The organism is Amycolatopsis rifamycinica, from assembly GCF_000695625.1.
Classification (GTDB): Bacteria; Actinomycetota; Actinomycetes; order Mycobacteriales; family Pseudonocardiaceae; genus Amycolatopsis; species Amycolatopsis rifamycinica.
Window position 1 is genome coordinate 280502 of sequence record NZ_JMQI01000011.1, and the last position, 10925, is coordinate 291426.

Here is a 10925-nt window from a genome sequence, read left to right on the forward strand (position 1 = left end):
GCCCCCGCTCGGTTGCTGCCGTGTGCCGCCGTCGGATTGCCCCCTCCGGTGCGACCCGGTGTCGGCGGAACCGCCCGGCCCACCACGTCAGCGCACCGCCGAACTCAACTGCTGCCACAGGGCGTCCATCAGGCGCGGCCACGCGACTCCATCCGCCGAGTACGCGCCCGAGGTGGCCAGGTAGACGGCCTCGAGCAGCTTGTCGGCAGGCAGGCCGCCGCCGCTTTCGGTGCTGCGGCGGACGAACTCATCGATCAGCTCCCGGCGAGTGTCACCCTTCACCTCGAGCAGGTGCGAGACCACCATGGCGGCGAGCTGCTCCGCGTCGGGTTCGGGCATCTCGAGTCGGAGGCAACGGCGAAGGAAGGCCGGCGGAAACTCCCGTTCGCCGTTGCTGGTGATGACGACGACCGGGAACGCGCGGCAGCGCACCCGGCCACCCGCCACGATGGCCGAACCGTCCGGGTCGTCGGTGAACACGGCGAGCTCGGGCGAGCGGTTCCGGATCCGCTCCAGTTCGGGAATGGGGAACTCGGCATCTTCGAAGATGCCGAGCAGGTCGTTGGGGAGATCGACCTCGCTCTTGTCCAGCTCGTCGATGAGCAAGACCCTGGGCAGCCGCCGGGGCAGCAGAGCTGTGCCGAGAACACCCAGCCGCAGGAACTCCCCGATCGGGGGCTCCTCCACGGAGACACCGGGATCCCCCGCGACCGCGAACCGGGCGCCGGCCGCTTGGACCCGGCCGATCGCGTCGTATTCGTAAAGTCCGGATTTCAACGTGGTGCGACTCGTGATCGACCACCGCAACACCCGGCCAAGCCCGAGTTCCCGCGCGATCCGGTAGGCCAACGTCGACTTTCCGGTGCCGGGCCGCCCGGTTACCAGCAACGGGCGCCGCAGGTACAACGCCGCGTTGACCATGTCGAGCTCCACGGCGCTGACACGTTGCCCGGAACGGTGGTGAGCCTGGCCGAGCCGCCGGACCGCCTCGCCGTCATCCGGTGGAGGCTCGTCGAGCTCGGGTAGCGGACCGCCGTCGAAGGCACGCCAGGGCGGTGGTGGCGGCATGACCTCGGCCAGGTCGATGCCCTCGATCGGACGGCCGGTTCCGCGGTAGATCCACCAGCCGGGATCGACTGGCCGGGAAACATCCGCGACGGATGCCTGTTCCTCAGGAGGCTTGCTCACGGTCATCGACGATTTCCTCCCGCCGCTGCGGGTGACCCATCGGTCGGTCAAAAAGTACAAGCCGACTCGGATCGTCCCACAATATCACCAGATCTCGCATCACATCTTCAAGCGAGGAGACCGGATCCCGTTGTGCTGGGCGCCGCGCGTCTTTGGCACGCATCGGCAGATCCCCGATCCCTTCACCTTCGGTGAACTTCGCCACCAATTCCCGCAGCGTGTCCGGCGCTGCACAAGGATGCCAGAGTACCGCCGGAATTCCCGAACGCAAGGCGGCGGTGAGACTGTCCGCACCGGTCGGCGGCGCCGCCGAGGGTGCTGCGGCGAGGACGACCAATCCCCATTCCGGTTCGCTCAGGACGAGATCGAGATCGGGACTGTCGTCGCCGTTCTCGAAATACACTCGGGCCGCGGACGGGTCGGCCATCAATGCGTCCCAGTGCATGTGCCACAGCCGGTGCCAGTGGCGTGAATTCATCCGCTCGAGGGAGCGAACCACGATCACGTAGTCGACGGCCAGCGGCCGCGGCGTCCCCGAGTCGTGCTCCCGGTGCCAGCGGTGCACCGGGAGGTTCAGCAATGCCCGAGGCAGTACGAATTCGAGGGCGACGGTGCCGCGGTGCTCGGACCAGAGTCGCTCGGCCGCGACGACGAGGCGGTCGACGCACCGCTCGAGGTCGGCGTCGAAGACGAGCTCGGAACCACCACACGGCGGGGGCCACTCCGCCGGGTCCTCCTGGCACCAGTGGGACACGAGGTAGCGGTCGGCGTCGATGGCGTCGTGCTCGACCACGATCATCAGATGCAGTCGTGATGTCTCCGGCTGATCCTGAGCCGCGGCCGCACGCCGGGCCAGCAGGGCGGGCTCGAGACGTAGCCGCCGGGCTTGGAAGTCGTTCCATTCGATCAGCCGACCGCGCAGCTGCCCGCCGATCCGGTGAGCGACCAATTCGAGAAAGGCGAACGCCGGGGGGACCCCATCGAGGCCGGCATTGAAGTCCGCAAGGTAGGAGAAAGCGTCCCACGCGTTGTGCACACCGGACGACCGCGGCATTCCCGGACCTCCCGCCCGGCGCATCAGCGCGCTGAGGCCGGGGAACACGATTCCGCTGAGCCACTCGCGCAGGCGGTCCTGCTCGGCAGACGGAAGCAGGTCCAGCACGCGGGGACGTTGCACCAGCTGGCGGATCCGTTCGCATTCGGGCGAACCGGGGCGCATGAAACCGACGACGTAAGCAAGCGCCAGCATGCCGCCCTCGTACCGCGAGCAGGCTGTGACTAGCTCGATCAGCTGACTCCGGCCGGTTGCGTGCTGCGGGATGGCGAGTTCGACGTCGAGTGCCTGGCTGATCAAGCGGATCATCAGGGACCTGCCGGTCACGTCGTCCGCGAGCCCGGCTTCGGCCAGCACATCGACCACCGCCTCGATCACGTTGGCCGGCACCTGGCGCAACACCTCCTCGGCATGGCACCTCCCATCACGACCGGCTGATCTCGCTCGGGCAGCACGATTTTACCCGGCGAACGAGAATTTCCCGCCGCCGAAATACGGTCATCTGCGGTCGATCGTGCGCCAGCGAGCAACATGATCGCTCAATCGGCGCACCGGTTCCGACCCGGGCTCGAGCATCTGGATGGTCATCACCAGCTCGGTCAGCCCGCCCTGGTAGCGGGCGCAGGTGCGAACGAGTTCGAGAACGTGCAGCCGGGTCTGTGAATGATGTGGCACCATTGCCCGGATCTCCGGCCGGAGCCAGCTCAGCAGCACTCGTCTGCCGCTTTCCTCCGCAACGGAAGGAATGGTCAGCAACAGCTCCGTGAGTTCCCAGATCTGGTCGAGGGAAAGATCTGTGCCCAGTGCCTCCCTGTGTTCGCCGTTGACGGATGCCGTGGAGAGCGCGGCCCGCGGCAACGGCGCGACACCGTTGGCCACCCCGCCGATCAGCCGGAGCCACGCTTCGGCGGCAGTTTCCTTGACGTGTACTCGGATTCGCTGGTATGAACGCGGATCCGCAGCCGGATCGTGGGCGACCACGTGGCGGTAGAACTCGTCCGACACGATCAATGCCAGTGCGGCGCCCGATTCCTTCAAGGCGCTCTTGGCTTCCGGCGCGTCGAGGATGCGGAAGGCGAAGCTCGTGGCCTGGCTGACGGTGCCGTGGCTCGCTTGCAGGACTTCGCCGGCGTGCAGTGCGACCCGCAGCTGGACGTTCGCTTCGGCGGCGTGGACGGTGTTGTAGCGGCGAAGCCCCGCGAGCAGGCAGTCCGGAAGCCGGGCAACGAGGCCGGCCTTGGCGATCTCGGCGGGCAGCTGGATCATCGCGCCGTCGCCGGTGTTCTCCGTGAAGCAGTCGTCCCAGGGAATGCCGACTTCGTCGAACGATGCCCGCAACAGGTCCCAGAAGCCTTCGTGCACTGCCAGCTGGTGAGCCGCCGTGCGCTTGGGGTCGTTGTACCCGGCGATGTCGACGGCCATGATCGTCTTGTGCAGTGCGGCTGGGTCCCCGGTCAACGGACCTCCCCATTACTCGACGGATCGATTGTCGCAGGTCACTGCCGCCCGGCCAAGCTCGCGCGGCGGGGGTCGGCAAGGTGTCCACTCTGGGCGAAAGCTGTCCGAATACTGTCCTTGACATGCGAAGATTCGGCGTGCCCACGAGACGCCTGCACCTGGTGAGCGCGGATGAGGACCACCGCGTCTCCACCATCGAGCTCTTCTTCGACCTGGTCTTCGTCTACGCCATCACCCAGGTCACCCAGCTGATGGCCGACCACCTGAGTCCCACCGGTGTCGGGCAGGGGGTGGCCATGCTCGCCGTGCTTTGGTGGTGCTGGTGCTCCTATGCCTGGCTCGGGAACACCATCCACGTCGACCACGGGATCGCGCGGCTGGCGATGTTCGGGGCCATGGCCGTCATGTTCCTGGTGTCGCTGACCATCCCGGAAGCCTTCGTCGACCACCCCGGCGGCCTGTACGCGCCCGCGCTGTTCGTCGTCTGCTACGCGCTCGTGCGGCTTCTTCACCTCGTCGCCTACCTGGGTGCGGCGAAGAACGATCCGGGACTGCGGCGGGTTCTGCTCAAGATGTTCGTCGGGCTGCTGCCGAGTGTCGGGCTGCTCGGCGTGGCCGCCTTCCTCGACGGGCCGTGGCAGCTGGGGTTGTGGGTCGTCGCCTTGGCCGTCGACTACCTCAACGTCTACCTCGCCGGGCCGGATGGGTGGCGGCTCGAGGCTCCCGCGCACTTCGCCGAGCGGTTCGGGCTCATCGTGATCATCGCGCTCGGGGAGTCGATCGTCGCCATCGGGATCGGGATCGGGGCGCTGCCGATGTCGTGGCTGATCGCCGGGGCCGCCGTGTGCGGGCTCGGGCTGGCCGCGGGGATGTGGTGGACCTACTTCGACGTCGTCGCGCGCGTGTCCGAACACCGGCTCACCCAGGCCACCGGGACCGAGCGCACGAAGCTCGCCACCGACTCCTACACCTTCCTGCACCTGCCGCTGATCGCCGGGATCGTGCTGGTCGCCCTCGGCCTCAAGAAGGCCTTCCTCTACATCGCCGACACCGAGCACCACACCCCCGGCGAAGCACTGCACGGCGTGCCGATCTGGACGCTGACCGGCGGCCTCGCGCTCTACCTGATCGCGTTGAGCGCCCTGCGCAAGCGCAACCTCGGCAGCTGGAACCACCAGCGGCTGGTCCTCGGCGTGCTGCTGGTCGCGGCGACGCCGGTGCTGGAGCACGTGCCCGCCGCGGTGCTGCTGCCGGTCGTGGCCGCCCTGGTGCTCGGGCTCATCGCCTTCGAACGGCTGCGCTTCGGCGAGTGGCGGCGGAAGGTGCACGCCGAGCACTCATAGGAGCTCCGGGCCGACGACCGACAGCAGCTGCAGCTTCTCGGCGTCCTCGGTGCCTGGCGTGGCGGTGAACACCAGCAGCAGCTGCGCGAGGTCGTCGGTGAGGAGCAGCTGGCAGTCGAGCGCGATGTCGCCGAGGCTCGGGTGCACGATCGTCTTGCGCCGCTCGAACGGCACCGCGACTTCGTGTGCTTCCCACAGCTTCGCGAACTCCGCGCTCTTCGCCGTCAGCAGCCGGGCCAGCTCGACGGCCCGGCGGTCGGTCGCACTGGCGGCGCGCAGGCTCGCGACCAGGAACCGGGCGTGGCGCGGGCGGTCGGGCTCCGGGTAGATGCGCTGCTCCGCCGGATCGGTGAACCACCGGTAGACGGCGCTGCGCGCGGGGCCGCGATGGCGGGTTTCGTCCCCGAGCAGCGCCTCGGCCTGCCGGTTCTGCACGAGCGTCTCCCCGAGGTTCGACATCACCTGCGCCGGTGTGTCGTGCAGCCGGTCCAGCACGCGCATCAACGGTGGGCTGACGTGGCCGGCGCGCGAAACGCGGGCCGGCGCGGTGTGCCCGGCCAGCCGGAACAGGTGGTCGCGCTCGTCCAGGGTGAGCCGCAGCCCGCGGGCGATCGCGGCGAGCATCTGTTCCGACGGCCGCGGTCCGCGCTCCTGCTCGAGCCGCGTGTAGTAGTCGGTCGACATACCCGAAAGCGTCGCGACCTCCTCACGGCGCAGCCCGGACGTGCGGCGCCGCTGCCCCGGCGGCAGGCCGACGTCGTCGGGGCGCAGGGCCTCCCGGCGGCGGCGCAGGAAGTCGGCGAGCTCGGCACGGTCCACGTCGTCGATTATCGACGTCCGCCCGGCCGGAGCCAGGGATCGCCGATCCCCCGATCGGCGCGCTCTGCCGCGGCTCTCCCGGCGCGGCGACGCTGGGCGCATGACCACCTACCTCGTCACCGGGGCCGGCGGCGGCCTCGGCGCCATCGCCGCCCGCGAACTCGCCGCCACCGGAGCCCGCGTCGTGCTCGCCCTCCGCGACCCCGCCCGCGTCACACCGCCGCCGGGCCACACCGAAGTCCGGCGCCTCGACCTCGCCGACCTGGCCTCGGTGCGCGCGTTCGCGGCCGGCTGGTCGGGCGACCTCGACGTCCTGATCAACAACGCGGGCGTGATGGCCGTGCCGTACGCGAAGACCGCCGACGGCTTCGAGACACACATGGCCGTCAACCACTTCGGCCCGTTCCTGCTGACGAACCTGCTGCTGCCGCACCTCACCGGCCGGGTCGTCACCGTCTCCTCGAACCTGTCCCGGCGCGGGAAGCTGCCGCTGGACGACCTGAACTGGGAACGCCGCCAGTACTCGCCGGTGGCCGCCTACGCCCAGTCGAAGCTGGCGAACCTGCTGTTCACGCACGAGCTCCAGCGGCGGCTGGCCGAGTCCGGGAGCACCGTCCGGGCCGTCGCCGCGCACCCCGGCGTCGCGCGGACCGGGCTCGACCGGCACTTCGGCGGCGTCCAGGGCTTCGCGTTGAAAGCGCTCTACCCGCTGATCGCGCAGAAGAAGGCCGAGTACGGCGCCCTGCCCATCCTGTTCGCCGCGACCGGAGACGTCCCGGGCGACGCCTACGTCGGCCCGGGCGACCGGTCGGGCGGCCGGCCCCGGCTCGAACGCCGCCGGACGGACGCCGGTCTCGCCCGGGAACTGTGGGAGATTTCGGTCCGGCTGACTCGTGCGTGAACCCACACTGGCGCGATCCCGGCTCGCGGGTTAACCTACTCGCGAGTAGGTAACGGGATGGAGGGCCACATGGCTGCGCCAAGGAAACGGGACGCGATGGGCTGGGGCCTGTCCGCGCTGACCCGGCTGGCCGGGAACAAGGTCGTCGAGCGGGCCGGGCTGCGCAAGCCGCTCGAGGGCCTGGTCACCGCGGGGACACGCAACGGCTTCCGCGTCGCCGGCGCGGCGACCCGGTCGTTCAAGTCGGTGCAGAAGCTGGGCAAGCCCGCGCGGCTCGCGCCGGCCACCGACACCGGGCTGTTCGACCTCACGCCGACCGAGGACCAGCAGCTCATCGTCGAGACGGTGACCGAGTTCGCGGCCGAGCAGCTGCGACCGGCCGCCGCGGACGCCGACGCCAAGCTCGAGGCGCCCGAAGGCCTGCTGAGCCGGGCCGCCGAGCTGGGCATCAGCCTGGTCGGCATCCCTGAGGAGCTCGGCGGCGTCGGCACGGAACGCTCGGTCGTGACCAACGCGCTGGTCGCGGAGGCCCTCGCGCACGGCGACCTCGGCCTGGCCGTCGCCGTGCTCGCGCCGTCCGCCGTCAGCACCGCGCTGGTCAGCTGGGGCGACGAGCAGCAGCAGGCCGACTACCTGCCCGCGTTCACCGGCGAGCACGTCCCGGCCGCGGCGCTGGCCCTGCAGGAGCAGAAAGCGCTCTACGACCCCTTCAAGCCCGCCACGAAGGCGCGCCGCACGCCGAAGGGCTACCAGCTCGACGGCGTGAAGTCGCTCGTCCCGCGGGCGACGCAGGCGGAGCTGTTCATCGTGTCGGCCGACCTCGAAGGCCGCGGCCCGGCGCTGTTCCTCGTCGAGTCGTCGAACGCCGGGGTGTCCATCGAGGCCGAGCCGGCGATGGGTCTGCGCGGCGCCGCGACCGGCAAGCTGCACCTTTCGGGCGTCGCGTTGCCGGCGGGGGCGCTGCTCGGCGGCGGGAAGGCGGACGTCTTCGCCGACGTCGTCCGGCTGTCGCGGCTGGGCTGGGCGGCGCTGGCCGCCGGCACCGCGAAGGCCGTCCTCGACTACGTCGTCCCCTACGTCAACGAGCGCGTCGCGTTCGGCGAGCCGATCAGCCACCGGCAGGCGGTGGCGTTCTCCGTCGCCGACATCGCGATCGAGCTGGAGGGCCTGCGGCTGGTCACGCTGCGCGCCGCGGCGCGGGCCGAGCAGGGCAAGCCGTATGCCCGCGAGGTCGCGCTGGCGCGGAAACTGGCCGTGGACAAGGGCATGCAGATCGGCAGCGCGGGCGTGCAGCTGCTCGGCGGGCACGGCTTCGTCAAGGAGCACCCGGTCGAGCGCTGGTACCGGGACCTGCGGGCCATCGGCGTCATGGAAGGCGCCGTCCTTCTCTAGGCTTTCGGAAAGGCTTTGGACAAATGATCAACCTGGAAGTCCCCAAGAAGGCCGGCGCGCTGATCAACCAGGCGTACCAGGCCGCGGCCGAGGTGTTCCGGCCGATCTCGCGCAAGTATGACCGCGCAGAGCACACGTACCCGACCGAGCTCGACATGTTCGCGGCGCTGCTGGACGGCCTCAACTCCTCCGGCGAGGGCGGCGCGGGCGCGGCCGGCGTCCGCCGCTCCGGCTCCGACAAGGAGGCCAAGGGAAACCGCAACGGCGCCAACCTCAACGTCGTCCTCGGCACGATCGAGATGTGCTGGGGTGACGTCGGCCTGCTGCTGTCGATGCCGCGCCAGGGCCTCGGCAACGCGGCGATCAGCTCGGTGGCCACGGACGAGCAGCTGGAGCGCTTCTCCGGCATGTGGGCGGCGATGGCGATCACCGAGCCGGGCTTCGGCTCGGACTCGGCGGCGGTCAGCACGACGGCTCGGCTCGACGGCGACCACTACGTGCTGAACGGCGAGAAGATCTTCGTGACGTCGGGCGAGCGCGCGGACGCGGTGGTCGTGTGGGCGACGCTGGACAAGTCCAAGGGCCGCGCGGCGATCAAGTCGTTCGTGGTCGAGAAGGGCACCCCGGGCTTCGAGGTGGTGCGCACCGAGCACAAGCTCGGCATCCGCGCGTCCGACACGGCGGTGCTGCGTTTCGAGAACTGCCGCGTCCCCAAGGAAAACCTGCTGGGCACACCGGAGATCGACACGAAAAAGGGTTTCGCGGGCGTCATGCAGACGTTCGACAACACCCGGCCGCTGGTCGCGGCCATGGCGATCGGCGTGGCCCGCGCGGCCCTGGACGAGACGCGCTCGATCTTGGCGTCCGCCGGCGTCACGATCGATTACGACCGCCCGGCGAACACCCAGCACGCGGCCGCGGCGGAGTTCCTCCGCCTCGAGGCGGACTACGAGTCGGCGTACCTGCTGACGCTGGAATCGGCGTGGATGGCGGACAACCGCAAGCCCAACTCGCTGCAGGCGTCGATGGCGAAGGCCAAGGCGGGGCGTTCGGTGGTGGAGATCGCCCTGAAGTGCGTCGAGCTGGCCGGGGCGTACAGCGAGGAGTCGCTGCTGGAGAAGTGGGCTCGGGACGCGAAGATCCTCGACATCTTCGAGGGGACGCAGCAGATTCAGCAGCTCATCGTGGCCCGGCGGGTGCTCGGGAAGACGTCGGCTGAGCTGAAGTAGTTGTGACGTAACGGAAAGCCGCCCGGTCGCTTGCCCTTCTCGGGGCTCTGCGACCGGGCGGCTTTCGCGTCGGCGGGGACGGGGTTTCATGATCAGGCCGCGTCCAGGCCGTCATCGAGGGCAGGCCGTCCGAACACCGCGTCGACCGCCTCCCGCGCCCGCTGGTGGCTCGACGGGACGAGGTGCGTGTACGTCCGGAGCGTGAAGCCCGGGTCCGCGTGGCCAAGGTAGTCGGCCAGCTCCGTGATCGACACCGCACGGGCCAGGAGCGTCGAGGCGTAGAAGTGACGGAGCGCGTGCATCCCGTCCGCGCGACCTCGGTACTTGACCCCGGCCGCCCGGAACGCTCCGTGCCAAGCGACCTTCGTGAACAGGTCCCCGGAGTACAGCCGTCCACCGTCCCCGGTCATCAGCAGTCGAGCCGTCACGGGATCACCGTCCGCGCTCTGCCAGGGCAGCGTGACGGCTACTGACGGGAACCGGTCCTCGTGGTCGTCAATCTCGGCCAGCATGGCGGCTGACAGCGGGATGGTTCGTTCCTTGCCCCGCTTGGGGAGCGCGAACATCATCACGCCCCTGACCGTCTTGATCTGCCGACGAATCCGCACGGTCATCGCCGTTCGATCGACGTCGTCCGGCGAGAAGCCCAGAATCTCACCCTGCCGCAAACCGAACCCGGCACCGAGCGGAACCGCGATCTTGAACCGATCCACCAGCCCCGACCGCACAGCCTGAACCCGTTCCTCCGGCCATACGACGATCGGCGGGCTACTCGCGACCGGTCGCCGCACGGTCTTCGCATGGCACGGGTTCTCACGAATCCGGCGGTCGTCCACGGCCGAGTCCATCACGCCGGAGACGGTGTTGAACAGGACCGCCTGGTAGTTGTCCGAGAGTTTCCGCTCTTCCATCGAGCCGACCCAGTCACGAATGGTCGACGGCTTGATCTGCCCGACCTTCTTGGTCTCGAAGACCGGGTAGATCTGGCTTTCGAGCCGACTGAGGATGGTCGACCGCGTGCCCGGGTCCGGAGACTGGCTCTTCAACCAGCTCTCCGCCTGCTGGCGAAACGTCGTCATCGAGGCCCGCGGATCAATGTACTTGTCTTCGCGCTTGTCGGACTCGACGCCGATCAGGAAGTCCTCAGCGCGCTTCTTCTGCTTGTCCGCGAACGACTTCGAGCGTTCGTTGTTGTCCGGATCGAGGTAGCGGACCTTGTACCGCAGCCCGATGCCGTACAGCTCGGACCGTTCCATGACGGGCTTGCCCCGCGCGTTGAGGATGACCTTCCCGGTCACCGCATCCCGCGCGGGGCGATACCAGCGGTCTTGAATGTGCCCCATCAGGCCGCCTCCGCGTCGACCCAGGCGCGCAGCTTGGCCGGGTCATAGCGCAGGTGCCTGCCGATCTTCTTGACCGGCGGGCCCTCGCCGCGCCATTTCCACTGGTAGAGCGTCTTCACCGGGACGCCGAGGTAGTCGGAGACGTCCTCGACGGTCCAGAGGCGTTCGATGCTGCTGACGTTGTTCATTGCTCCCCCT

General features: G+C 69.4%; 10 protein-coding genes. 4 read left to right on the top strand and 6 right to left on the bottom strand.

The features are described from left to right. Positions 1-87: 87 nt before the first annotated feature. The 3 genes from DV20_RS06085 to DV20_RS06095 all read right to left on the bottom strand — a co-directional run bounded on the left by DV20_RS06085 (position 88) and on the right by DV20_RS06095 (position 3664). On the bottom strand, positions 88-1194 hold the full coding sequence (locus DV20_RS06085; protein WP_043777039.1) for an AAA family ATPase: 1107 nt from the start codon (positions 1192-1194) through the stop codon (positions 88-90). Beyond that, positions 1172-2644 (bottom strand): VMAP-C domain-containing protein, encoded by a 1473-nt coding sequence (locus tag DV20_RS06090; RefSeq protein ID WP_051735807.1) that lies wholly within the window; start codon positions 2642-2644, stop codon positions 1172-1174. The genes DV20_RS06085 and DV20_RS06090 overlap by 23 nt, the downstream gene beginning before the upstream one ends. 96 nt (positions 2645-2740) lie before the next feature. Continuing rightward, positions 2741-3664 (bottom strand): effector-associated domain 2-containing protein, encoded by a 924-nt coding sequence (locus DV20_RS06095; protein ID WP_051735812.1) that lies wholly within the window; start codon positions 3662-3664, stop codon positions 2741-2743. A 158-nt stretch (positions 3665-3822) separates the two neighbouring features. Between DV20_RS06095 and DV20_RS06100 the strand changes: the two genes are divergently transcribed. Next, positions 3823-5043 (top strand): low temperature requirement protein A, encoded by a 1221-nt coding sequence (locus DV20_RS06100; RefSeq protein ID WP_235190717.1) that lies wholly within the window; start codon positions 3823-3825, stop codon positions 5041-5043. Here DV20_RS06100 and DV20_RS06105 read toward each other — a convergent pair. Further along, positions 5038-5862: a helix-turn-helix transcriptional regulator gene (locus DV20_RS06105; protein ID WP_043777045.1), complete on the bottom strand. Its 825-nt coding sequence runs from the start codon at positions 5860-5862 to the stop codon at positions 5038-5040. The two genes, DV20_RS06100 and DV20_RS06105, sit on opposite strands and share 6 nt — an antisense overlap. A 100-nt stretch (positions 5863-5962) precedes the next feature. Between DV20_RS06105 and DV20_RS06110 the strand changes: the two genes are divergently transcribed. From DV20_RS06110 to DV20_RS06120, 3 genes are all read left to right on the top strand, one after another. After that, complete coding sequence (locus DV20_RS06110) at positions 5963-6763, top strand: SDR family NAD(P)-dependent oxidoreductase (RefSeq protein WP_043777047.1); 801 nt, start codon at positions 5963-5965, stop codon at positions 6761-6763. A 96-nt stretch (positions 6764-6859) separates the two neighbouring features. Next, the gene (locus tag DV20_RS06115) at positions 6860-8155 is read left to right on the top strand and encodes an acyl-CoA dehydrogenase family protein (protein ID WP_043777048.1); all 1296 of its coding nucleotides are present in this window, start codon (positions 6860-6862) and stop codon (positions 8153-8155) included. Positions 8156-8178: 23 nt separating this feature from the next. Then, positions 8179-9384, top strand: coding sequence for an acyl-CoA dehydrogenase family protein (locus DV20_RS06120; RefSeq protein WP_043777050.1), 1206 nt, complete (start codon positions 8179-8181; stop codon positions 9382-9384). A 92-nt stretch (positions 9385-9476) separates the two neighbouring features. Here DV20_RS06120 and DV20_RS06125 read toward each other — a convergent pair whose 3' ends face one another. Beyond that, positions 9477-10727: a tyrosine-type recombinase/integrase gene (locus tag DV20_RS06125; protein ID WP_043777052.1), complete on the bottom strand. Its 1251-nt coding sequence runs from the start codon at positions 10725-10727 to the stop codon at positions 9477-9479. Then, a complete protein-coding gene (locus DV20_RS06130; RefSeq protein ID WP_043777054.1) occupies positions 10727-10915 on the bottom strand; it encodes a helix-turn-helix domain-containing protein in 189 nt (62 codons plus the stop codon). The genes DV20_RS06125 and DV20_RS06130 overlap by 1 nt, the downstream gene beginning before the upstream one ends. Between the last annotated feature and the right edge of the window lie 10 nt (positions 10916-10925).